Genomic DNA, 23,067 nt, shown 5'->3' with positions numbered 1-23,067 from the left:
TCGGCCGGGTAGTCGGCCGCGAAACGGTACCGAGCGGATGGGAATCGGCTGGGAGGGCGCCGGAGACTTGCGGAGGGGCGCGGCGTCCAGTGGCCACGCCCCTCGGGGTGCTTCTGTCCGTTCCGGCCGGTGTGCCCGGCGAACCTCCCGCTGACCTTCGGACCGACTCGCCGCGGGCTGGCTGCCCACGCCGCGCCGTTGTCTACTGGCCAGGCTCGGCTCGTCTCGACTCCCGGTGTCGCGACCCGGTCCGCGCCGCCCGCGCACCTGCACCCCCTGGACCTGGCTGAACGCGCGACCCCTGCGAGGACTGCGGGCCAGTGAGTGAAGGAACGAAGCGGATCACAGTCGCATGCCGTGAAACAGGACCTGAAGACGGTACGTCCGGACGGGGGCGGTCTGTCAACCGGGTGGTGCTCGTTCCGGCGTGTCGCGTTTCTCGGCGTGTCCGAAAATGCACTTCGTCGATGACGACGTCAGCGCACCAGCGCGTCCAACAGCCCGGCCGCCGCCTCCGGATGATCGACGGCGAGCAACCCGGCCGCGGCGAGGACGTATTCACTGTCGACGATGGTCCTGGCCCGGTCCGGCAGCGCCCATCCGCCGGCCGTGTCGGCCAGTACCGCGCCCAGCACGTGGTCGCCGCCACCGTGCCGCAGCACCCCGCCGGAACCGATGACGATCCGTACGTCGCGCAGGTCGCGGCCACCCGTGCGGGGTAGTCCGGGCCCGGCCGAGTGACCCCTGGCGTGCCGGCGCAGCGCGATCGTCGCGGCGGTGGCGGCGAGCTCCCGGTCGCCGCCGGGCGGGGGCAGTTTCTCGGTGACCGCCGCCGCCCGGGTGCCGTCGGCACCGACCGCCACCCCGAGGTCGCCCTCCACGGTCCGGGACCGCCACAGGGTGCCCGCCACGTCGCGGCGCGGACCGGTTTCCGCCTCCGCGTCCGGCACCAGCGCCGAGTACACGTCGGTGGTCGCCCCGCCCACGTCGACCACCAGGACCCCGGCGGCGGCCCGGTCGGCGAGCAGTTCCACGCCGGCCAGGACCGCGTCCGGGGTGGCCGACCGGACCAGCGACGCGAACCGGGGTCCCCGGGACAGGCGCTTGCCGCCGATCACGTGCCGGAGGAAGACGTCACGGATGGCCGCCCGGGCCGGCAGCGGATCGAGCACGCCGATGCGGGGCAGCACGTTGCCGGTCACGGTGACCGGCACGCCGCGGGCGGTCAGCACGGCGGCGCCCTCCGCGCGTACGTCGGCGTTGCCCGCCAGGACCACCGGCAACCGCAGGCGTTGCGCGGCCAGCCGCCGCGCGTTGTGCAGCAGCACCTCGCCGTCGCCGCCGTCGGTGCCGCCGACCAGCAGGATCACGTCCGGGCGGGCGGCGCGCAGCGCGGTCACCGCCGCACCGGTCAGCGGCCCGGCCGCCACGTGCACCACCTGCGCGCCGGCCGACAGGCCGACCCGGTGCCCGGCCTCCGCGGTGACCAGGCTCTCGTAACCGACCACCGCGAGCCGCAGCCCGCCGCCGGCGGACGAGCAGACGTACAGCGGCGCGTCCCGGCCGCCGACCGCGGCCACTGCCGCGTCCAGCCCCGCCAGGACGTCGGTGCCGGACGTGGTCGGCACCTCGGTCCGCCGGATCAGTTCGGCGCCGCTGAGGTCGATCCTGGCGGCTTTGGTGTACGTCGACCCGACGTCGACGCAGACGGCCTCCCTCACGCCTTGGGTGGCACGACGACAGTGCCCACCGCCGTCACCGCCACGATCGGCTCGGCGAGCACCCGCGCCGCCGAACCCCCGGTCCCCCGGCACACCACCGTCGACGCGAACTCGATCCGGCGGCTGCGGGTGCCCATGTGCACCACCCGAGCGGTGATCTCCAGGACGTCGCCGGCCTGCACCGGTGCCTTGAACTGCACGTCGTCGTACGAGGCGAACAGTCCCTCGTCGCCGTCCAGCTGGATGCAGACCTCGGTGGCGACGTCGCCGAACAGGCCGAGCGAGTAGGCCCCGTCGACCAGGTTCCCGGCGTAGTGGGCGTGCGAGTACGGCACGTAGCGGCGGTGCGTGACGGTGATCAATTCTTGCTCGCAATCAGTGCGTGGACCAGGTAGGAGGCGACCTCACGGGGCGTGGTGCCGCGGCTGAAGATCCGGTCGACGCCGAGTTCGCCGGTCATCAGCTCGTCGAAGCGCGGGCCGCCGACGATCAGCAGCGGCCGTTTCCCGGCTGGCAGCGCCTCGCGGAACGCCGCCGACATGGCCCGGGTGTTGTGCAGGTGCGCGTCGCGCTGGGTGACCACCTGGGAGACCAGCACCGCGTCGGCCTTCTTCGCCCGGGCCGTCTCCACCAGGTCGGGGACCGACACCTGCGCGCCCATGTTGGTCACCGACAGCTCGGAGTAGTACTCCAGGCCCTTCTCCCCGGCGATGCCCTTGAGGTTGAGGATCGCGTCGATGCCGACGGTGTGCGCGTCGGTCCCGATGCACGCCCCGACCACGTTGAGCCGCCGCCGCAGCCCCCGCTTGATCGCCGCGTTCACCTCCTTGGCGCTCAGCAGCGGGTAGTCCCGCTCGACGACCTGCACCTTGTCGGTGTCGACCAGGTGGGTGACCTTGCCGTAGACGACGAAGAAGGTGAACCCATCGCCCATCTGCTTGGCGTGCACCAGCATCGCCGGGTCCATGCCCATCTTGCCGGCCAGCTGCAGCGCGGCACCCTCGGCCCGCTTGTCGTGCGGGACCGGCAGGGTGAACGAGAGCTGCACCATCCCGTCGCCGGTGGTGTCCCCGTAGGGACGGACGATGCTCATTCCAGCTCCTCGGTGACCGGGTTGTAGTAGTCGGCTTCCTGCCGGGCCACGCCGTCGAGGCCCTTGCCCCGGTCGGCGGGGCGTTTCATCAGGCCGAACGTGCCGTCGGCGATGGCGTCCATCAGCGTGTCGTCGACGATGCGCTCCAGCAGGTCGATGGCCTCGCCGAGCACCTGGTTGGCCCGGCCCTTGATGAACGGGCCGGGAACGAAGTCCTCGTGCAGGTTGCCCGCGCCGTTGAGCACGTACTTCACGTTCTGCAGGGCGATGTCGCGGTCGGACAGCCACGGCGTGACGACCGCCTCGGTCATCATGCCGACCAGCAGGATGCCCTGGCCGGTGAGCGCGCCGGCCAGGTTGAAGAAGCCGTCCAGCAGGTTGCCGCGGAACACGTCGCCGGTCATGTGCTTGGTCGGCGGCATCCACTTCAGCGGCGCCTCGGGGAACAGCTCCCGGGCGAGCAGCGCGTGCGCCAGCTCCAGCCGGAACGAGTCCGGCAGATCCGGATTGATCTCGAACGCGTGCCCCAGGCCGAGCTGCCAGTCGGCCAGCCCCGCCTCGTGCGCGAAGTACTCGTTGAGCAGCTGCGACACCGTCACCGTGTGCGCGGCGTCGACGGCGTCGGCGGTGGTCAGGTAGTTGTCCTCGCCGGTGTTGATGATGATCCCGGCGCGGGCGTGCACCTGCCTGCTGAACCGCTGGTCGACGAAGGTCCGGATCGGGTTGATGTCGCGGAACAGGATGCCGTACATCGAGTCGTTCAGCATCATGTCCAGGCGTTCCATCCCGGCCAGCGCGGCGATCTCCGGCATGCACAGGCCGGACGCGTAGTTGGTCAGCCGGATGTATCGGCCGAGCTCCTTCGACGTCTCGTCGAGGGCGGCCCGCATCAGCCGGAAGTTCTCCTGCGTGGCGTAGGTGCCGGCGAACCCCTCCCGGGTGGCCCCCTCCGGCACGTAGTCCAGCAGCGACTGCCCCGTCGACCGGATCACCGCGATGATGTCCGCACCGGCCCGGGCCGCCGCCTGCGCCTGCGGGATGTCCTCGTAGATGTCCCCGGTGGCCACGATCAGGTAGATCCACGGGCGCTGCTTCGGGTCGCCGTACCGTTTGATCAGCCGGTCCCGCTCGGCCCGCCGCCGATCCACGATCTTGATGCCGCCGGCGGCGGCCTTCCTGGCCCGCCGCCGGGCCGCGGTCAGCTCGGCCTTCTTCTCCGGTACGGCGAACCGCACCGCCCCGGCCGCCGCCTTCTGCGCGAGCACGGTCAGGTCCTCGACGCCCGTCGTCGCGGCCGCGTGGAAGACCGGGACGGCCACCCCGTGCCCGAGCCCGACGTCCGCGCGCACGGCGTCCACCAGACGGTTCACCCAGGGGATGCCGTCCGAGTCGGCGCCGTGCACCCCGGCCAGGCGCAGCACCGCCCGCTCCACCGACACGGTGGTGTGCGACCGCGCGAGGTCGACGACGGGCTGCCCGGCCTTGACGGCGAGCGCCCGCGCCCGCGCGACGATCCGCGGGTCCAGATCCAGCTTCCCGGCCAACGAAAGAGCTCCTAGTTCTCGTAGATGGTTTCGCCGTGCAGCACCGTGCGGCGGCAGATCGGCCGCCGCGGAACCACACCGTCGATGTCCGGCAGCAGCGCCGGCAGACCCTCGCTGACGCCGCCCGGGGTGTCCCAGACGGCGAAGGTGGCCGAGGCGCCGGGCGCCAGCACGCCCACCCCGCTCACCCCGGCGCCGCGCCAGCCACCGCGGCTCGCGGCGGCGAACGCCGCCCGCACCTTCATCCGGTAGGCCGGGTTGCGCGGGGCGGCCGCGGCCACCACCGTCGCCCACGGGTCGAGCGCGGTCACCGGCGAGTCGGAGCCGAAGGCCAGGGCCACCCCGGTCGCGTGCAGGGCACCGATCGGGTTGGTGAGCATGGCCCGCTCCACGCCGAGGCGCTGGGCGTACATCCGGTCGGGGCCGCCCCACAGCGCGTCGAAGACCGGCTGCACCGAGGCGATCACGCCGAACTCGACCATCCGGGCGATCATCGCCTTGTCGATCAGCTCGACGTGCTCGATCCGGTGCTGCCCCTCCCGCAGGGCGTCCACGCCGACCTGCTTGGCGGCGAGCGCGAACCCGTCCAGGACGGTGTCGATGGCGGCGTCGCCGATCGCGTGGAAGCCGCCCTGGAACCCGATCCGGACGCAGTCGAGCAGGTGCTGCGCGGCCTGCTCGGCGGTCAGGAACGCCTCGCCGCAGCCGTGGTCGCCGTCGTGGTACGCCGCGCGCAGCGACGCGGTGCGGGAGCCGAGCGCGCCGTCCGCGTACAGGTCGCCGGCCGCGCCGTGCGCGCCCAGCTCCCGGGCCCGCTCGGCGCCGCCCAGCTCACCCCAGTACCCGAAGACCTGCGGCAGGCCCTGCCCGGACAGCGCCAGGACCGACAGGAAATCGGCCTCGCTGGAGGTGCCCGGGCCGCCGCACTCGTGCACCGCGGCGATGCCCATCGACGCGGCCCGGCGCAGCGCGGTGCGCTGCGCCAGGGTCCGCTGCTCCGGGGTGAGCGCGCCGAGCGCGACCGCCCGGACCGCGTGGTGCGCGTGCTCGCGCACCCAGCCGGACGGGTGGTAGCCGTCGACCCCCTCGGCCGCCGGCAGCAGCGCCGAGGACGCCAGGGCCGAGTGCACCGACGCCTGCGACAGGTACACCTGGCGGCCGCCGGCGGCCCGGTCCAGCTCGGCGGCGGTCGGCGGGGTCTGCTCGGCCCAGGTCGACTCGTCCCAGCCGTGCCCGTGCACCACGGCGCCGGCCGGCCGGGTGGCCGCGAACGCCGCGACCGCGTCCAGCAGCTCGCCGGCCGAGCGCACCCCGGACAGGTCGAGGCCGTCGACGGCCAGACCGGTGTCGGTGGCGTGCAGGTGCGCGTCGACGAACGCCGGGGTGACCAGCGCACCGTCCAGGTCGACGGTGCGGTCGGCGGCGGGGACGTCGGCCGTGTCACCCAGCCACGCGATGGTGCCGCCGCGGACGAGCATCGCTGTGGCGCGCGGCTCGGCGGCGGAGTAGAAGCGACCGTTGGTGTAGCGGACCAGGGGAATAGTCATGCGGTCAGTCTCCCGCGATCCGCTTGGCGAACAACTCCCGCACCGCGGGGGTGGTGCGCAGCAGGTCGACGGCGAACTCCGCGTGCCCGGGCACGTAGCCGTTGCCGATCAGCATCGTCACGTCGGCGGCCAGGCCCTCGGCGCCGAGCGCCGCCGCGGCGAAGCTGGTCGCCATCGAGAAGAAGATCACGGTGCCGCCGGGTGCGGTGGACAGGATCGCCCCGTGCTCGCAGCCCGGCACGTCCACGCAGACCACGGTGATGTCGTTCGACCCGGCCGCCGCCGCCAGCGCGACGGCGTCCCGCGCGTCGGCGATCGCGATGTCGTCGGCGAGCCCGGTGCCGCTGAGCGCGTCACGCTCCGCCGCGGAGACCACGATTGCTTTGGTACGCGCTCCCGCGCGTTTCGCCGCGGCCAGCGACAGGGAGCCGCTCTTGCCGGCACCGCCCAGGACGACGACGGTCGGATCCGGATACTTCCGGACGATCCGGTCGACCAGGGCCGGGGCGCCGCACACGTCGTAGACGGCCAGGGCCAGCTCCGGGGACAGGTCGTCGGGCAGCACCCCGACGATCGAGCGGCCGAACAGGATCGCCGTGCCGTCCGCCGGCACCTGCTCGGACAGCCCGTCCCAGCCCTGCAGGTCGTCGGTGATCCGCAGCGGCGTCAGGGTCAGGCTCACCAGCGTGGCGACCCGGTCGCCCACCTTGACCGGCAGCGGCGACTCGGGGCCGACCTCCTCGACCACGCCGATCAGCATGCCGCCCGAGCCGGTCACCGGGTTGTGCATCTTGCCGCGCGTCTCGACGATCTCCAGAACCTCGGCCCGGATGTTCTCGCCGTCTCCCGCATGTTTCTCGGCCAGCTGCCGATAGCTGGCGGCGTCGAGGTTGAGCCGCTGCACGCGGATGCGCACCTCGTCCGGGCCGATCCGCGGGGAGGCGTCCAGACGCCAGGCGGCCTGGGGCAGCACCCCGGCCGGCTCGAGCACCCGGTTCAGACCCACTGATCCCGCCATCAACAGCTCCCTCACGTTAAACCCTCGTCTGCAAGTGCCGCTCTACCGTAAATCTTTTGGACCTTGGGTTTCTAGACCGAAGATTCTCCAGTAGGTTGGGTTCTCGTCAAGCCGAGCACGTAAATCAGGTCGTGCCGCCGCCCCTGTGATCCAGGGCCGGCGAGACGGCTACGTCATCCAGGGAGGACGCGGTGGCCGAGCTTTCCGCCGGACAGCCTTACGAGTACCAGCGGCGCGAGCTGGTGGAGCCGGATTGGACCCGCTTCCCCGGGTGGCGTGACGTCACCGCCGCGCAGTGGCAGTCCGCCCAGTGGCAGCGGGTCAACTGTGTGAAGAACGCGAAGCAGCTGCGGGCGGTGCTCGGCGACCTGGTCGACGAGTCGTTCTACGCCGACCTGGAGGAGGACCAGCAGCGCCTGGCCACCATGTCGATGCTGATCCCGCCGCAGATGCTCAACACCATGGTGCCGGACCGGGTGCCGGACACCGCGTCGTTCTACGCCGACCCGGTGCGCAACTACATGCTGCCGGTGGCCAGCGACCGGCGCCTGGACTGGCCGTCGCACCCGAACGCCAGCCGCGACTCGCTGCACGAGCACGACATGTGGGTGGCCGAGGGCCTCACCCACCGCTATCCGACGAAGGTGCTGGCCGAGCTGCTGTCCACGTGCCCGCAGTACTGCGGGCACTGCACCCGGATGGACCTGGTCGGCAACAGCACCCCCACGGTGCCGAAACTCAAGCTGATCCAGAAACCGGTGGACCGCTACGCCGCCCACCTCGACTACCTGAAGACCCACCCCGGCGTACGGGACGTGGTGGTCTCCGGCGGCGACGTGGCCAACGTGCCGTGGAAGCAGCTCGAGGCGTACCTCATGGGTCTGCTCTCGGTGCCGACCGTGCGCGACATCCGGCTGGCCACCAAGGCGCTGATGGGCCTGCCGCAGCACTGGCTGCAGGACGACGTGGTGGAGGGGATGCACCGGGTCGCGGTGACCGCCCAGCGGCGCGGGGTCAACCTGGCCGTGCACACCCACGTCAACCACGTGAACTCGCTGACCCCGACGGTGGCCCGGGCCGCGCAGACGCTGCTCGAGATCGGCGTGCGCGACGTGCGCAACCAGGGCGTGCTGATGCGCGGGGTGAACGCGAGCACCGCCGACCTGCTGGACCTGTGCTTCGGGCTGCAGGGCGAGGCGGGGATCCTGCCGTACTACTTCTACATGTGCGACATGATCCCGAACGCGGAGCACTGGCGGGTGCCGGTCTGGCACGCCCAGCAGCTGCAGCACGACCTGATGGGCTACCTGCCGGGTTACGCGACGCCGCGGATCGTCTGCGACGTGCCGTTCGTCGGCAAGCGCTGGGTGCACATGGTCGCCGACTACGACCGGGAGCACGGCATCTCGTACTGGACGAAGAACTACCGGACGTCGATCGAGAAGGACGACAGCGAGGCGTTGTCGAAGCTCTACGCCTACTACGACCCGATCGACACGCTTCCGGAGTCCGGCCAGGACTGGTGGCGCAAGCAAGAGACCGCGTGAGAGAAGGGGCCCCGGATCCGGGGCCCCTTCTCGCGTGGTCTCACGGTCGCCCGGAAGGCGTCGCCTTCCGGGACCGTCGGGATGCGGCCTAGCTGAAGGCGTCGCGGACGTCGCGACCGGCGTCCTTGACGTGCTCGCCCGCCTGCTTGGTGTGCGCGGCGGCCTCCTGGGCCTCGCCCTCGGCGTAGAGGCGCTCGTTGTCGGTCGCCTCGCCGATGCCCTGCTTGGCCTTGCCGGCCAGCTCCTCGGCCTTGTTCTTGGCCTTGTCGGTGAAGCTCATCAGTCAACCCTCCGTGGTCGTTTACGGGGTGCCTCGACCCTTGAGGTGCCCATCCGGCCCGATCCCGAAACTCCCGGTGATCGCACGAGCAGTCCGCCGGCCGCGGGGGAACGCGAAATACGATCGCTTTCGTGTATCGTGACGCGATTCCGCCCCATGCTTCCCAGGCCGCCCCTTTCCCGGCCTCTGCCGCGCATTCCGCCCTGCCCGCCGCGGCTCCCACCTCGCCCTCCGCCGCCGCGGCCTCCGCCTCGCCCTCGCCCTCCGCGGCCTCCGGTTCGGGCGATCGGGCCGCTGCCGCCGCCTCCTTCGGGGTGGCCGCCGGTGCCTACGAGCGGGGCCGGCCTCCCTACCCCGAAGCCGCCCTCGACTTCCTGCTGCCCGCCGGGCGGCCGCGGGTCCTCGACCTGGGCGCCGGGACCGGCAAGCTGACCAGGCAGATCAGGGCACGCGGCCTGGACGTGACGGCTGTCGACCCGTCCGAGGGGATGCTCGCGGAGCTGCGCCGGGCCGTCCCCGGAGTGCCGGCCCACCTGGGCACCGCCGAGCGGCTGCCGCTGCCCGACGCCAGCGTGGACGTGGTGCTGGTCGCACAGGCATGGCACTGGGTCGACCCGGCCCGCGCCCTGCCGGAGATCGCCCGGGTGCTGACCCCCGGTGGCCGGCTCGGCCTGATCTGGAACCTGCGCGACGAACGCACCGACTGGGTACACCGGCTCGGCACCATCATCGGCCGCGAGGACCGCGCCCGGGACACCGCGATGGGTCCGCCGTTCGGCCCGGTCACCAGCACCCGGATCGGCTGGACACACTCCCTGCGCCCCGGCGAACTGCTCGACCTGGTCGCCTCCCGCAGCGGCGTCATCCTGCTCCCGGCCGACGAACGCGCCGCCGTCCTCGCTCAGGTCCGTCAGCTCACCGCCACCCATCCCGCCCTGCTCGGCAGCGACTCCTACGCCCTGCCGTACCTGACCCAATGCGCCTACGCGGAGCTGGCCGGCTGAGCGCGTCCCCCGGAACAACCGCGCCTGCCGCGGTCCGCGCCTGATCCGGCCATCCGGCACCGCGCCCACCTGTCCTTCAGGCCCCGCACCCCCACCCGGCCCCTCAGGCTCCGCGGCCCACCGGCCTCTCACGCCCCGCCTTCCACCCGCCCCTCAGGCCCCGCGTCCCCTCGGCCTCTCGGGCCGCGCCCCACCGGAGCCCGTCGTAGGGTCCTCCGGTCGGCCTCAAGGGGCTTCGACTGCGGAAATCCGATATTTGCTGACATCAGCCGACAGGAGTGGGGGCAGGTCGAGGGCCGGGCCGCCGGCGTTGCGGAAGGTGAGCAGGTCCTCGTCGGAGGACCAGCGCTCGTAGACCAGGATGCGGTCCGGTTCGATCGGGTCGGGTGTCTGGGCGAAATCGTGGCAGCCCGGGGCACCACGGGCGAGCCGCGCGACCTCGGCGACCCCGAGCAGATAGCGGTCGCGCTCCTCGGCGGCGACCCGCAGCTCCCCAGCGATGATGATCACTTGGCCTCCGGTGGATAGGGTCCGATCGTGGATGTTCACGCCTACCTGAACCGGCTCGGGCTCGGTGACCACGCCGGGCACCCGCCAAGCGTGCCCGCTCTGCACGCGTTGCACACCGCACACGCCGAGCGGGTGCCCTACGAAGTCCTGGAGATCTGGCTGGACCGGCCCACCACCATCGACCCGCTCGACTCCGCGCGCCGGATCGTGGCCGGGCGAGGCGGCTACTGCTTCCACCTCAACGGGGCGTTCTCGGCGCTGCTGCGGGCGCTCGGCTACCAGGTCACCCGGCACGTCGGCGGCGTACAGGGCACCGCCGGCGACCCGGCCGGGGCGAACGCCAACCACCTGGTGCTGACCGTCACCGGCCTGCCCGCGCCGGCCTCCCCGGACGGCGCCTGGCTCGTCGACCTGGGCATGGGCGACGGGTTGCACGGCCCGCTGCCACTGGTGGCCGGCGACTACGAGCAGGGCGGCTTCCACTACCGGCTGCGGCCGTCCGAGGCCGAGCCCGGCGGGTGGCGCTTCGACCACGATCCGCGCGGCTCGTTCCTCGGCATGGACTTCCGCGCCGAGCCGGCCACGATGGCCGCCTTCGCCGAACGGCACGAGCACCTGTCGACGTCACCGGAGTCCGGGTTCGTGCGCGTCGCCACCGCCGCCCGCCGCGACGCGACAGGCGTCGACATCATGCGCACCCTGATCCTGACCCGAGTCGGCGCCCAGCCGAGCCGCACCGAGCTGACCACCCGCGCCGACTACTTCGCCGCGATGGCCGACATCTTCGGCATCACCTTCGCCGACGTGAGCCGGGCGGGTCGCGACGCCCTGTGGTCCCGCCTCAGCACCGCACACGAGCAGTGGCTGACCCGCCGGGCGGCCAGCGGTGATCCGCAGCCGGCCGCCACTCCGCCGGCCACGGTCTGACTCCACTCACCATGGGTGCCCGGCGCCCGGTGCCCGGCTCACGCGAAGCGAGGCGCGAGGCGCGAGGCGTGGAGCGTGGGGCCGGTGTACGGGCCGGTGTGGCGCGCGGGCGTGGCGGGGGCGTGGCGCCCAGGGTGCGAGCGCGGGGCGCGGGGCGGCCCGGACCGCCACCCCGGGCACCGGCCATCGCCGGCCTGAACGAGGCGCGTGACCGTACTTGCCGCGTCGCGGGCGGCCGTGATCGGATGGCGGCAGCATCGCGTGTCGGCGGCGGACCGCGCCGGGCATGGAGGTGCGGAACCGAAGGGACTGCCCTCGTGGCCTCCCCCACCAGCGACCGGATCACGGCGCTCAGCAACCAACTCGCCGAAGCACACCAGGAACTGCGGCGGCGCCTGGCCGCCCTCCGGGCCGGCCGGCTCGGCCCGGACGACCTGCGCACCCACTGCCTGGCCTTCTGCACCGCCCTGACCACCCACCACCGGGGCGAGGACACCGGCCTTTTCGCCGCGCTGCTCCGGGAACGCCCCGACCTGGCCCCCACGATCGACAACCTGATCGAGGACCACGGCCTGATCACCGGCATCCTGACCCGCATCGCGTCGCTGGCCGGCGCGAACCCGGCCGAAGCCGGCGACCCCGCCACGATCCAGCGGGAACTCGACGGCCTCACCGCCATCATGGAGTCGCACTTCCGCTACGAGGAACGGGCCCTGGCCACCGCCCTGGACGCCGGGGTCCCCGACACCGGCTGGTCCACCCCGGTCCTGCGCCTGCGCCCACCCCGGTAACGCCGAGCACGGCCGTCCCGGAACGAAAGTCGGGGCGGCCGCCGGGTCGTCAGGATCCGCCGCCTCCCCCGCCACCGTCGAACGCCGGGCTGCGGAGCCCGGGGGCGAAGGCCGCCACCACCAGCCGGACCAGCTCCACCGTCGCCTGCCGGTCGGCGGCGACAACCTCGCCTGCGGCCTCGGGGCCCGCCACCGCGATCCCGGTCGCCCACACCGGGGGCTCCTGCGCGCCGTCCCGCCAGTCGACCATCAACCCATAGGCCACCCGGTCACCGAACCGGGCGTCCGGATCGGCCCGGCACGCCGCGATGTGTGCCAGCAGCTCGTCGAGCGCCGCCTGCCCCGCCGTCGTCAGCACCCGGGGCGCCGCCCAGTCCCGCAGCTGCAACACCGCGAGCGGCACCGCGAACGTCAGCCCGGCCAGCACCGCCGGTGACACCCAGCTCGGCATGAAGGCGGCCGCCGCCAGGGACAGCAGCCCACCCGTGACGGCGGCCAGCCCGAGCACCGCGACCAGGGCCCGCGGCACCGACACCGCCGTCCGCCACAGGCCGGCCTCCCGGGCCCGGCGCCGCCCCGCCCGGCGCAGCGGACCCGCCGCCGCCGCGAACCGCCCCCGGGTCAGCAACACCTCCGTGCGCCCGCCCGCGAACAGCACGGCCAGCAGCCCGCCCGCTGCCGCGCCGGTGGCCGCGCCCGGATCGGCGAGCGTGCCCACCACCCCGGGTCCGCCGGGCCGGACCGTCAGCACGCCGCGCTCCACCAGATCGATGAACTGGGCCGGTGCCGCCGGGCCGGCGGACCGGAAACCGGCCGGCTGTGCCACCTCGAGCAGCCACGCGTCAACCAGGCGATCTCGCACAGCGCCTCCCTCAGCCGGGACGAAACCCATGCCGGCACCCTACGAGACGCCTACGACAGTCCCGCCCGCCGAGAAAGATCTGCGCCAGCCCGATCAGCTGGCCGCTGGTCGCCTCGGCCGGAACCGCCCGCGGGAACGGCGCGAGGCCGCCCGGCGTGGTGATCGCCGGCGCGTGCCGGTGGTCCGGAATCGCCGGCACCCCGGCCGACCGCGCCGCCACCTGCGCAAGGTGGTCGGCGATCCGCCCGGGATCACCCCGGCAGCAGCGCGGCCAGCACCCGCTCACACCGCACCGGGTCGATGGTCAGCCCCCGCTCGACTCCCCAGAGCCAGTAGTCGACACACCGCACGATCACCCACCCGCGCGCCAGCTCGGCGTCCAGCCCACCCGCCTCGACCAGCGCCGACAGCAGGCCGGGGAGATCGGCGACCTCGTCGGCCCGGTTCCACATCAGCTCCGGAACCGCGTACTCCGGCGTCCCGCGCAACGGACGCGGGTCGATGGCCAGCCACGGCCGCCGGGTACCGGCGAGCACGTTGCCGTAATGCAGGTCCGCGTGGATCAGGACGTTCTCGCCGACTCCGGGCAGCTCCGCCGCGTACCGGAAAGCTCTGGCGAGAAAGCGGTCCGGAACCGGATCGCCCAGCCTTCGCTGCCGATCCCCCAGCGTCGCCGCGATGCCCGAACCGGCCTGCGGCAGACCGGCCGGCGCGGCGACGGCCAGGGTCCGGATCAACCCGCCGGCCACCTCGGCTGCCTGCAGGATCGGCAGGTCATGCAGGCTGCGCGTGTGGTCCAGCCGTTCCAGCAGCAGCGCGCCCGGCTCGGCGGCCACCAGCTCGACCACGCCGCGCCCGGCCCAGGCGCGCAACCCGGCTGCCTCCGTCGCGGTGGTCGGGTCCCGCGGCGCGCTCAGCTTGAGCACCAGCGGCCGGTCATCGCGCGTGACCAGCAGCACCAGCGCCTGAGCACCGTGCAGCGGCGCCGCGTCGTCGAGCCGGAGATCCCACTGCCCGGCCAAGCGCTCGACGCGGGCCGGCAGCGACGCGACCCAGGCCCGGCCCTCGTCGCCGTCGACGTGCGCCCGCCACCGCGCGAACGCCTCCGGCACCGTGACCATGGCGGGCAGGCTATCCCGCGGACAACCGCGCCGCCACGAAACGGAACGCCGCCGGAATGGCGGTGCTCCAGTACTCGAAATTGTGTTTGCCCGGCCCGAAGCTGCCGGCCTCCGGGGCGGCCGGCAACGACCGGCGCAGCGCCCGGACGTTCGGCAGCAGCGGATCCGCCTTCCCGCACCACAGGCCGACCGGCGTCCCGGTCAGCCGCGCCACGTCCCGGAACACCGGATCGCCGGGCGACACCGCCGGGGAGAACGCGGCGACCGCGCGCACGAACCGCGGAAACGTCTCGGCCAGCAGCAACGACCCGTAACCGCCCATCGACCAGCCCCACGCCGCCAGCCGGCCGGTGTCGAAGCCACGCGCCGCGCACCACGCCGGCAGCTCCTCGTGCAGCATCCGCTGCGGGTCGTCGCGCCCGCTCGGCTGCCAGGCCAGCCGGTCCCCGGTCGCCCCGGCCAGCACGAACGGCGCCGCTCCCCGGTTGACGGCGTCGGTCAGGAACCGGCCCAGCCCGATCCCGGCGAAGTCGGCCGGCCGTTTCGACCCGCCGTGCAGCACCAGGCAGACCGGTAGCCCGGCGCCGTCCCCGTGCCCGGCCGGAACCGCCGTGTAGAAGTCGACCGTCACCCCGCGGGCCTTCGAATATCGCAGCTCGCAGCGTTCCGGTCCGGGCGGCACGGACGGGACGCCGAGCGGCGTGACGGCCGCCTCACCGGACCGGTAGGCCCATGCGCCGGCGGCGGACGCCGAGGCCACCACCGCTCCGGCGGCCAGCAGGGTTCGTCGTCGCATGAGTCGTTCCGCCCTTCGGTCGCGTCGCCACAACAACAACGCGCACCAGGCGGACCCGACACGGGCATCACTCCACGGCGGCCCGCAAGGTCCACGAGGTGCGGCGCGGCAGATCGGGAAGGGCGATCCGGCCGGTGCACCAGAGCAGCGCCTGGACCGGGTCGCCGGCCGGATGGTCCGGGAAGAGGCGGGCCAGGACCGCGGCGCAGGCGGCCGCCGGTGGCCGCCACCCGATCCGCAGGCCCCGGGCGATGTCATAGGTGTGCAGCAGGATCTCGTTGACGCCGAGCGCGGCGAACCCGGACGGGTCGGTCGGCCCCCAGTGCCACGCCCGGTCGGTCGGCTCGGCCGCCCGCAGCTGGGTGGCGAGCAGGGTTCCGGCGGCCGCGACGACCCGCAGGATCTCCGCCGGGCCGGCCGACTCGCGGACGGTCAGGTCGAGCGGGAGATAGCCGTCGTCAGTCGCGCCGGCCAGCTGGGCCGCGTAAGCCAGCAGATCGTGGGCGATGTGCACGGCGGTGTCGCGGCAGCTCCAGTCCAGGTCACCGGCCCGGACCGTCCAGTCGCCGGCGGTGTGCGGGCCGAGTGCGCGCCGGAGCTCGTCCAGCGCCGATGCGACGTCGCTCGCTTTCATGCCTCTCAGCTTGCCAGCTCATCCGCGTCGCGGCGCACATCGTCCAGCGCGTCCTAGGAGGCTAGGCCCGAGTCATTCGGCGGGTGCGGGCGGTGCGATGCGAGGAGGCCGATTTTCGTACGGCGTGGAGAGCACCACCGTCGTGCGGGTGGTCACGTTCGCCGCCGTACGGATGTCCTGCAGCAACCGCTCCAGATCCGCCGGACTCTTCACCCGCACCAGCAGCATGTAGAAGTCCTCCCCCGCCACCGAGTAGCAGGAGTCGATCTCCGTGAGGTGCGCCAGGCGCTCCGGCGCGTCATCCGGCTGCGACGGATCGAAGGGGCGGATCGCCACGAACGCCGTCAACGGCAGGCCGAGCGCCTCGTAGGAGACCTTCGCCGTGTACCCCGAGATCACCCCACGCTGCTCCAGCCGCCGCACCCGCTGGTGCACGGCGGAGACGCTGAGCCCCACCCGCTCGGCCAGGTCGGTGTACGACAGACGGCCGTCCGCGGTCAGGGCGGACACGATCGCCCGGTCGATCTCTTCCACGCGGGTAAGAGTAACGACCGGGCGAGCGGCGAGCCTCAGCCGGTCAGCGACCGGGCGATCACCATGCGCTGGATCTGGTTGGTGCCCTCCACGATCTGCAGCACCTTGGCCTCCCGGAACCAGCGTTCGACCGGGTGATCGGCGCTGTATCCGTACCCGCCCAGGACCTGCACGGCGTCGGTGGTGACCCGCATGGCGGCGTCGGTGGCGAACAGCTTCGCTTTCGCCGCCTCGATCGAGAACGGCCGGCCGGCGTCCTTCAACCGGGCCGCCGACAGCAGCAACGCCCGCGCCGCCGAGACCTGGGTGGCCATGTCGGCGAGCATGAACCCGACGCCCTGGAACCGGCCGATCGGCTGACCGAACTGCTCGCGCTCCCGCGCGTACGCCGTCGCGTAGTCGATGGCGGCCTGGGCCAGCCCGACCGCGCACGCCGCGATGCCGAGCCGACCGGCGTCCAGCGCCTGCATGGCGATGGCGAACCCCTCGCCCTCCCGGCCGACCAGGCGATCGTGCGGGACCCGGGCGTCCTCCAGCACGATCTGCGCCGGCGCCGACGAGTGCAGACCCATCAGACGCTCCCGGGCCTGCGGCAACAGACCCGGCGTGGTCGCGTCGGCGAGCAGGCAGGAGATCCCCTTCGGACCCGGGCCGCCGGTGCGCACGAAGAGGTTGTAGAAGTCCGCGTACCCACCGTGGGTGATCCACGCCTTGGTCCCGTTGACCAGCCAGTCGTCGCCGTCCGGCACGGCGCGGGTGGCCAGGTTCGCCGCATCCGAGCCCCCGTGCGGCTCGGACAGGCAGTAGGCGCCGAGCAGCTCGCCGCCGAGCATGTCGGGCAGCGCCTTGCGCTGTCGCTCGCTGCCGAAACCGGCCACCGGGAAGCAGGACAGCGTGTGCACGCTGACCGCCTCGGCGATGCCGAGCCACGTTCCGGCGAGGATCTCCAGGACCTGGAGATAGATTTCATACGGCTGCCCGGCACCGCCGTCCGCCTCCGGATAGGGCAGGCCGAGCAGCCCGGAGCGCCCGAGCGTGCGCAGCACCTCCCGGGGGAACTCGCCGCGCGCCTCGTAGTCGTCGACCTTGCCGGCCAGCTCTCGGGTGGCGAGCTCACGCGTCAGGTCGAGCAGGTCGTGTGCCTCAGGGGTGGGAAGCAGTCGATCCACTGTCACCAGGCAAGCTTAACGCTCGTTCAACCCGGCGGCACAGCCCACCCACCTCTTCACCCGAGATGGCACGCCGGCGACCTCACCGCGGATGGCGCTCCGGCGGCTTCAGCCCGAGATGGCACGCCGGCGACCGGCCGCCGGGACCACGGCACGGACGCCCCGACCGGGATCCCCGTCCGGCCTCGTCGACGACGTCCCATCCGGGGACCATGGCCGGAAACCTGCCGCCGGGGTCCGGCAGGGATTTCAGGAGCCGGGCGTGACCAGCCCGGTCTCGTAGGCGAGGACCACCGCCTGCGCGCGGTCGCGCAGATCCAGCTTGGCGAAGATCCGGGCCACGTGCGTCTTGACCGTCGCCTCGCTGAGCGTCAGCTCGCCGGCCAGCTCGGTGTTCGACAGACCACGCCCGAGCAGGGTGAGCACCTCCATCTCACGCGGGGTGAGCGGCGACAGGTCCCGGTGCACGGCCGGCTGGCCGCCGGCGAACCGCTGCACCAGCCGCCGGGTGATCGACGGCGCGAGCAGCGCGTCGCCCGTGCCGACCAGCCGGACCGCCGCGGCGAGGTGGTCGGCGGTCACGTCCTTGAGCAGGAAGCCGCTGGCCCCGATGGCGAGCGCCGAGTAGACGTAGCGGTCCAGGTCGAAGGTGGTGAGCATGAGCACCCGGCAGTGTGGGCTGCGCGCCAGGATCCGCCGGGCCGCCTCCAGCCCGTCCATGGCCGGCATCCGGATGTCCATCAGCACCACGTCCGGCCGCAGCCGCCGCTCCGCCTCGACCGCCTCGGCGCCGTCGGCCGCCTCACCCACCACGTCGATGCCCCGCGCGGTCAGGATCAGCCGGAACCCGGCCCGGATCAGTTCCTGGTCGTCGACGACGAGCACGCGCGGGGCGGGCCGGCCGACGGGCGGCGGCGCGCTGCGGGAGGCTTCCGGATCATGGGGGTACGCCGTCATGCCCCCGCCACCGGGATCCGTGCCCGCACCCGGAAGCCCCCACCGAGCCGGCGCCGGGCGTCGAGCTGACCGCCGTACACCGCAACTCGCTGTCGCAAGCCGAGCAGACCGCGACCGGCGCCGGAGTCCTCCGCGCCGCCGCCTCGCGGCACGGCATCCCCGGTGAGCACGCTGGGCCCGGTGGTCAGCACCTCCACCCGCAGCGCTCGCTCGGCGTAGCGGATGGTCACCTCGGCCTTGCCGCCGGCGCCGTGTTTCAGCGCGTTGGTCAGCGCCTCCTGCACGACACGGTAGGCGGTGACGTCGATGCCGGACGGCAGCGGCCGGGGCTCGCCGGAGACCCGCACCTCGACCGGCAACCCGGCGAACGCGATCCGGTCGACCAGCGGACCGAGCGCGCTCAGCGTGGGCTGCGGGGCCAGATCGGCGTCGTCGTCGGCTCCGGCGGCGTCCGGCGCGAGCAGGCCGAGCAGGTGACGCAGCTCGGTCATGGTGGTCCGTCCGGCCTTCTCCACCTCGGTCAGGGCGGTGGCCGCGGTGTCCGGCATGGCGGTCAGCACCTCGCGCGCGGCGGCGGTCTGGACGATCATCACGCTCACGTTGTGCGAGACGATGTCGTGCAGCTCCCGGGCGATCCGGGCGCGCTCCTCGCCGACGGCGGCCCGGGCGGCGGCCTCCCGCTCCCGCTCCAGCAGCCAGCCGCGCTCGCCCATCGCCCGCGCGTGCCGGCGGCGGGCCCGGACCAGCGCGATCCACAGCCCGGCGGCGGCCAGCACGGCCGTCCCCAGCGCTCCGGCCAGCACCAGCGTCTCCACGGACAACACCTTGGCAGAACCGCGGCGCGGGCACATCCTCCCGTGCTCCGACACCGCATACATCCCTGGTACTACACCGGTGGGATGTCAGCCCACGGCCCGATGCCGGGCCGGGCCCGCCTCCGTAGCGTACCGGCCATGACGAACGAGACGGTGGTGCGCCTCGATGGGGTGCGCAAGGAGTATGGGGAGACCGCCGCCCTCGACGGGGTGTCCCTGGAGATCCGCCCCGGCGAGGCGGTGGCCGTGATGGGCCCGTCCGGCTGCGGCAAGTCCACCCTGCTCAACATGATCGCCGGGCTGGACCGGCCGACCACCGGCACGGTCCTGGTGCACGGCGAGCGCCTCGACACGATGAACGAGACCGGGCTGGCCCTGTTCCGCCGGCACCACCTCGGGATGATCTTCCAGTTCTTCAACCTGCTGGACGACCTGCCCGCGCTGGACAACGTGGCCCTGGCCGCCCAGCTGACCGGCAGCAAGGCCGGCCCGGCCCGCAAACGTGCCCTGGAGCTCCTCGACGAGCTGGGCATCGCCGACCGGCGCGACGTCTATCCGGCAGCGCTCAGCGGTGGCGAGCGGCAGCGGGTGGCGGTGGCCCGCGCGCTGATGAACCGGCCGGCCCTGCTGCTGGCCGACGAGCCGACCGGCGCCCTCGACTCGCACGCCGGCGAGCAGGTGATGGACCTGCTGCTGGATCTGAACCAGATCGGTCAGACGCTGCTGATCGTGACGCACGACGAGCGGCTGGCGCACCGCTGTGCGAGCCGGCTGGTGGAGATGCGGGACGGGCGGATCGCCCACGAGGCCGCGCTGGAGCGGGCGTGAGCGCCGTGTGGCGGGCGGCGCGGGCCGCGATCCGGCGCCGCAAGCTGCAGACGTTCCTGATCGCCCTGGTGGTGTTGCTCTGCGGCGCCACGACTGTGGTCTCGCTCGCCCTGCTCGACGCGTCGTCCGCGCCCTTCGACAGGGCGTTCGCGGCCCGGCAGGGCGCCCACTCGGTGGCCGCCTACGACCCCGGCCGGGTGACCGAGGCACAGCTGAGCGCGGCCCGGTCCGGGGTGACCGCCGCGGCCGGACCGTTCGCCCAGGTCGTGCTGGAGCCGGAGCACGGGACCGGGCGGCTGCCGATGCCGGGCCCGATCACCGTGGTCGGACGCGCCGATCCGGGTGGCGCCGTCGACCGGCTCGACCTGTGGCGCGGCCGATGGCCGTCCGCGCCGGGTGAGATCGTGCTGGCCTTCCCGCCGGACGACGATGTCGAGATGGGTCCGCTCGCCGGGCTCACCGAGGTCGCCGCGGGCGGGGTCACGCTGAAGGTGGTCGGGTTCGCCGACAGCATCAGCGAGTCGGCGGACGGCTGGGTCACCCCCGAGCAGGCGCGGGCGCTGCACCCGACCGGGTGGCAGATGCTCTACCGGTTCGCCGGTGACGTGTCGACGCGGGAGGCGGTGGCCGCGCGCCAGGCCGGGGTGGCCACGGGGCTCCCCGGCGGGGCGCTGATCGCCGCCGAGCCGTACCTCGCGCTCAAGGAGGAGGCCGCCCAGGACCTCGGCACCTACCTGCCGCTGCTCGGCGCGTTCGGGGTGTTCGGCCTGCTGGTGGCGGTGCTGATCGTGGCCAACGTGGTCTCCGGCGCGGTCGTCTCGGGGTACCGGCACATCGGCGTGCTCAAGTCGATCGGCTTCACCCCGCGCCAGGTCGTCGCGGTCTACCTGCTGATGGCCTCGGTCCCGGCGGTGGCCGGTGCCGTGCCCGGCGCGGTGATCGGCGCCCTGGGCGGCCAGGGGCTGATCGGCCAGGCGTTCCGCGGCTTCGGGTTCGGTGACACCTCGATCCGCTGGTGGGTGTGGCTGGCCGCGCTGCTGGGCGTGCCGCTGCTGGTGCTGGTCGCCGCACTGGTACCGGCCCGCCGGGCGCACCGGCTCTCCGCGGCGCAGGCGATCAGCGCCGGCAGCGCGCAGCGGCGCGGGCGCGGCCTGCGGGCCCAGCGCGCGCTCAGCGGCTCCCGCCTGCCGCGGGCGGTGAGCCTCGGCCTGGGCCTGCCGTTCGCCCGGCCCGGCCGGACCGCGCTGACCATGGCCGCGCTGCTGCTCGGGGTGACCACGGTGACGTTCGCGACCGGTCTGGGCAGCACGCTGAACCGGGTGACCGCTATCGACAACCAGGTCAGCGGCGACATCGGGGTGCGCGGGCTGGACCCGGCCTTCGGCGCACCGACCACCCGCACCGACGCCCGGGTCGAGGAGTTGCTGCGGGGCCTGCCCGGCGCCGCCCGGGTCGGGGTGTTCGCCAACACCGATCTGAGCGTGCCGGGCGGCAGCGACCCGCTCCCGGTCAACTTCGCCCGCGGCGAGGTGGCCGAGCTGGGCTACCGCGCCCAGCTGCTGCGGGGCCACTGGATGACGGCGCCGGACGAGGTGGTCGCCCCGTCGAAACTGCTGCTCCAGCGGGGGTGGAAGGTGGGTGACCCGGTCACCGTCGAGTCCGGCGGCCGGCGCACCACCTTCCGGATCGTCGGCGAGACGGTCCGCGGACCTTCCGGCCCGCCCGCGCTGCTCGCCGAGTGGGCGGCCCTGGTCACCGCGATCCCGGATCCGCACCTGGAGCCGAGCGACTTCCAGTACCAGGTGCAGGTCACCCCGGGTACCGACCTGGACGGGTACGTCGCCGCGGTGCGCTCGGCCGACAGCGGCCTGGACGTGTGGAACAACGTCGGCACCGACGACTTCGCGGTCATCGTGACCGGCTTCTCCACAGTGCTCGGCGTGCTGCTGGCCCTGGTCGCGTCGCTCGGCGTGCTCAACACGGTCGCCCTCGACGCCTTGGAACGCCGCCGTGACCTGGGCATGCTCAAGTCGATCGGGATGACCCCGCGGCAGGTGGTGACGATGATGGTCACCTCGATGGCGGCGCTCGGTGTGATCGGCGGGCTGCTCGGCCTGCCGCTCGGGATCGCCGTGCACCGCGTCGTGGTGGCGATGGTGTCCCGCGCGGCCCAGGCCCACCTGCCGACGTCGGTGGTGACGGTCTGGACCCCGGCCCTGCTCGTTCCGCTCGTCCTGACCGGCGTGCTGATCGCGGTCGCCGGGGCGCTGTTCCCGGCTCGGTCGGCGGCCCGGCTCACCATCGCCCGGGTCCTGCACAACGAGTGACCCAGAGCACCGGCTGCCCGGCACGAACCGGGCAGCCGGGCGATACCCGGCACGAATAGGCTCGGATCATGGACTACGGACGGCTCGGCGGGACAGGACTCCAGGTGTCCCGGATCTGCCTCGGCATGATGACGTACGGTTCGGCCGCCTGGCGGGACTGGGTGCTCGACGAGGAGGCGGCCGGCCCGATCGTGCGGCGCGCGGCCGAGCTCGGCATCACCTTCTTCGACACCGCCGACATGTACTCCGACGGGGTCAGTGAGGAGATCACCGGGCGCCTGCTGCGGTCGATCTTCGCGAACCGCGACGATTACGTGCTGGCCAGCAAGGTGTTCTTCCCGACCGGCCCGGGGCCGAACGATCGGGGTCTGTCCCGCAAGCACATCATGGCGGCGATCGACGCGTCGCTGCGCCGGCTCGGCACCGACCACGTCGACCTCTACCAGATCCACCGCTGGGACCACGGCACGCCGATCGAGGAGACCATGGAGGCCCTGCACGACGTGGTCCGGGCCGGCAAGGCGCGCTACATCGGGGCCTCCAGCATGTACGCGTGGCAGTTCGCCAAGGCGCAGCACGTGGCCGAGCGGCACGGCTGGACCCGGTTCGTGTCGATGCAGCCGCAGTACAACCTGGCGTACCGGGAGGACGAGCGGGAGATGCTCCCGTTCTGCCTGGACTCGGGGGTCGGCGTGATCCCGTGGAGCCCGCTGGCCAAGGGCGTGCTGGCCCGCGGCCGGGCCGCCGAGACCCGCCGGGCCCAGCGGGACCCGCTGGTGGCGCGGCTGTCCCAGGAGGAGGACTTCCTGGTCGCCGACGCGGTGGCCGAGGTGGCGGCGGCCCGGGCGGTGCCGGCCGCTCAGGTGGCGCTGGCCTGGCTGCTGGCCAAACCGGCGGTCACCGCACCGATCATCGGCGCGTCGAAGGAGCGGCACATCGACGACGCGGTGGCGGCCGTCGACCTGAAGCTGACCGAGGACGAGATCGCCCGCCTGGAGGCGCCGTACCGGCCACACGCGGTGATCGGCTACTAGCCCGGGCG

The 23,067-nt window shown here is 73.4% G+C and carries 23 protein-coding genes; 7 read left to right on the top strand and 16 right to left on the bottom strand.

Annotated elements, in window-relative coordinates; translation table 11 throughout:
* Window positions 1–476: 476 nt before the first annotated feature.
* Genes Actob_RS14665 through kdd form a run of 6 tightly spaced genes read right to left on the bottom strand, consistent with a single transcriptional unit; the run spans window position 477 to window position 6,923 of the window.
* Entirely contained in the window at window positions 477–1,721 is a 1,245-nt protein-coding gene (locus Actob_RS14665; RefSeq protein ID WP_284920724.1) for a glutamate mutase L, read from the bottom strand.
* On the bottom strand, window positions 1,718–2,083 hold the full coding sequence (gene kal / locus Actob_RS14660) for a 3-aminobutyryl-CoA ammonia lyase (RefSeq protein WP_284920723.1): 366 nt from the start codon (window positions 2,081–2,083) through the stop codon (window positions 1,718–1,720). Before kal ends, Actob_RS14665 begins: the two co-directional genes overlap by 4 nt.
* Window positions 2,080–2,814 (bottom strand): lysine 5,6-aminomutase subunit beta, encoded by a 735-nt coding sequence (gene kamE / locus Actob_RS14655; RefSeq protein ID WP_284920722.1) that lies wholly within the window; start codon window positions 2,812–2,814, stop codon window positions 2,080–2,082. Before kamE ends, kal begins: the two co-directional genes overlap by 4 nt.
* Window positions 2,811–4,358 carry a lysine 5,6-aminomutase subunit alpha gene (gene kamD / locus Actob_RS14650; RefSeq protein WP_284920721.1) on the bottom strand — a complete coding sequence of 516 codons (1,548 nt, stop codon included), beginning with the start codon at window positions 4,356–4,358 and terminating at the stop codon, window positions 2,811–2,813. Before kamD ends, kamE begins: the two co-directional genes overlap by 4 nt.
* Window positions 4,359–4,369: 11 nt before the next feature.
* Complete coding sequence (locus Actob_RS14645; protein WP_284920720.1) at window positions 4,370–5,905, bottom strand: amidohydrolase; 1,536 nt, start codon at window positions 5,903–5,905, stop codon at window positions 4,370–4,372.
* Window positions 5,906–5,909: 4 nt separating this feature from the next.
* Window positions 5,910–6,923 carry an L-erythro-3,5-diaminohexanoate dehydrogenase gene (kdd, locus tag Actob_RS14640; RefSeq protein ID WP_284920719.1) on the bottom strand — a complete coding sequence of 338 codons (1,014 nt, stop codon included), beginning with the start codon at window positions 6,921–6,923 and terminating at the stop codon, window positions 5,910–5,912.
* A gap of 191 nt (window positions 6,924–7,114) precedes the next feature.
* Here kdd and Actob_RS14635 point away from each other — a divergent pair, with 191 nt between their 5' ends.
* The gene (locus tag Actob_RS14635; protein WP_284920718.1) at window positions 7,115–8,470 is read left to right on the top strand and encodes a KamA family radical SAM protein; all 1,356 of its coding nucleotides are present in this window, start codon (window positions 7,115–7,117) and stop codon (window positions 8,468–8,470) included.
* A gap of 88 nt (window positions 8,471–8,558) precedes the next feature.
* Here Actob_RS14635 and Actob_RS14630 read toward each other — a convergent pair whose 3' ends face one another.
* Window positions 8,559–8,750 carry a CsbD family protein gene (locus tag Actob_RS14630; RefSeq protein WP_284920717.1) on the bottom strand — a complete coding sequence of 64 codons (192 nt, stop codon included), beginning with the start codon at window positions 8,748–8,750 and terminating at the stop codon, window positions 8,559–8,561.
* A gap of 131 nt (window positions 8,751–8,881) precedes the next feature.
* Between Actob_RS14630 and Actob_RS14625 the strand changes: the two genes are divergently transcribed.
* The gene (locus tag Actob_RS14625) at window positions 8,882–9,754 is read left to right on the top strand and encodes a class I SAM-dependent methyltransferase (RefSeq protein WP_284920716.1); all 873 of its coding nucleotides are present in this window, start codon (window positions 8,882–8,884) and stop codon (window positions 9,752–9,754) included.
* A 225-nt stretch (window positions 9,755–9,979) separates the two neighbouring features.
* On the opposite strand, the gene Actob_RS14620 is transcribed toward Actob_RS14625, so the two are convergent.
* Window positions 9,980–10,264 carry a putative quinol monooxygenase gene (locus tag Actob_RS14620; RefSeq protein WP_284920715.1) on the bottom strand — a complete coding sequence of 95 codons (285 nt, stop codon included), beginning with the start codon at window positions 10,262–10,264 and terminating at the stop codon, window positions 9,980–9,982.
* 27 nt (window positions 10,265–10,291) lie between these two features.
* Between Actob_RS14620 and Actob_RS14615 the strand changes: the two genes are divergently transcribed.
* Window positions 10,292–11,191 (top strand): arylamine N-acetyltransferase family protein, encoded by a 900-nt coding sequence (locus Actob_RS14615; protein WP_284920714.1) that lies wholly within the window; start codon window positions 10,292–10,294, stop codon window positions 11,189–11,191.
* Between the two features lie 317 nt (window positions 11,192–11,508).
* Window positions 11,509–11,982, top strand: a complete 474-nt coding sequence (locus Actob_RS14610) for a hemerythrin domain-containing protein (RefSeq protein ID WP_284920713.1) — start codon at window positions 11,509–11,511, stop codon at window positions 11,980–11,982.
* Window positions 11,983–12,031: 49 nt separating this feature from the next.
* Here Actob_RS14610 and Actob_RS14605 read toward each other — a convergent pair whose 3' ends face one another.
* The 8 genes from Actob_RS14605 to Actob_RS14570 all read right to left on the bottom strand — a co-directional run bounded on the left by Actob_RS14605 (window position 12,032) and on the right by Actob_RS14570 (window position 18,768).
* Window positions 12,032–12,844, bottom strand: coding sequence for a hypothetical protein (locus tag Actob_RS14605; protein WP_284920712.1), 813 nt, complete (start codon window positions 12,842–12,844; stop codon window positions 12,032–12,034).
* 251 nt (window positions 12,845–13,095) lie between these two features.
* Window positions 13,096–13,965, bottom strand: coding sequence for an aminoglycoside phosphotransferase family protein (locus Actob_RS14600; protein WP_284920711.1), 870 nt, complete (start codon window positions 13,963–13,965; stop codon window positions 13,096–13,098).
* Between the two features lie 10 nt (window positions 13,966–13,975).
* Window positions 13,976–14,761, bottom strand: coding sequence for an alpha/beta hydrolase (locus Actob_RS14595; RefSeq protein ID WP_284920710.1), 786 nt, complete (start codon window positions 14,759–14,761; stop codon window positions 13,976–13,978).
* Window positions 14,762–14,828: 67 nt separating this feature from the next.
* Window positions 14,829–15,395: a maleylpyruvate isomerase N-terminal domain-containing protein gene (locus Actob_RS14590; protein WP_284920709.1), complete on the bottom strand. Its 567-nt coding sequence runs from the start codon at window positions 15,393–15,395 to the stop codon at window positions 14,829–14,831.
* A gap of 72 nt (window positions 15,396–15,467) precedes the next feature.
* Entirely contained in the window at window positions 15,468–15,929 is a 462-nt protein-coding gene (locus Actob_RS14585; RefSeq protein WP_284920708.1) for an Lrp/AsnC family transcriptional regulator, read from the bottom strand.
* Between the two features lie 35 nt (window positions 15,930–15,964).
* Window positions 15,965–17,104, bottom strand: a complete 1,140-nt coding sequence (locus Actob_RS14580; RefSeq protein WP_284920707.1) for an acyl-CoA dehydrogenase family protein — start codon at window positions 17,102–17,104, stop codon at window positions 15,965–15,967.
* 243 nt (window positions 17,105–17,347) lie between these two features.
* On the bottom strand, window positions 17,348–18,055 hold the full coding sequence (locus Actob_RS14575; RefSeq protein WP_284920706.1) for a response regulator: 708 nt from the start codon (window positions 18,053–18,055) through the stop codon (window positions 17,348–17,350).
* Window positions 18,052–18,768, bottom strand: a complete 717-nt coding sequence (locus Actob_RS14570) for a sensor histidine kinase (protein ID WP_284922323.1) — start codon at window positions 18,766–18,768, stop codon at window positions 18,052–18,054. Before Actob_RS14570 ends, Actob_RS14575 begins: the two co-directional genes overlap by 4 nt.
* A gap of 240 nt (window positions 18,769–19,008) precedes the next feature.
* Between Actob_RS14570 and Actob_RS14565 the strand changes: the two genes are divergently transcribed.
* The 3 genes from Actob_RS14565 to Actob_RS14555 all read left to right on the top strand — a co-directional run bounded on the left by Actob_RS14565 (window position 19,009) and on the right by Actob_RS14555 (window position 23,059).
* Complete coding sequence (locus tag Actob_RS14565; protein WP_284920705.1) at window positions 19,009–19,698, top strand: ABC transporter ATP-binding protein; 690 nt, start codon at window positions 19,009–19,011, stop codon at window positions 19,696–19,698.
* Complete coding sequence (locus Actob_RS14560; RefSeq protein WP_284920704.1) at window positions 19,695–22,025, top strand: ABC transporter permease; 2,331 nt, start codon at window positions 19,695–19,697, stop codon at window positions 22,023–22,025. Before Actob_RS14565 ends, Actob_RS14560 begins: the two co-directional genes overlap by 4 nt.
* 68 nt (window positions 22,026–22,093) lie before the next feature.
* On the top strand, window positions 22,094–23,059 hold the full coding sequence (locus Actob_RS14555; protein ID WP_284920703.1) for an aldo/keto reductase: 966 nt from the start codon (window positions 22,094–22,096) through the stop codon (window positions 23,057–23,059).
* The last annotated feature ends 8 nt before the right edge of the window (window positions 23,060–23,067 follow it).

It is taken from the genome of Actinoplanes oblitus (assembly GCF_030252345.1).
Lineage (GTDB): Bacteria > Actinomycetota > Actinomycetes > Mycobacteriales > Micromonosporaceae > Actinoplanes > Actinoplanes oblitus.
The sequence above is the reverse complement of the archived record's forward strand: the minus strand, read 5'-3'. Positions and strand labels throughout refer to the sequence as shown.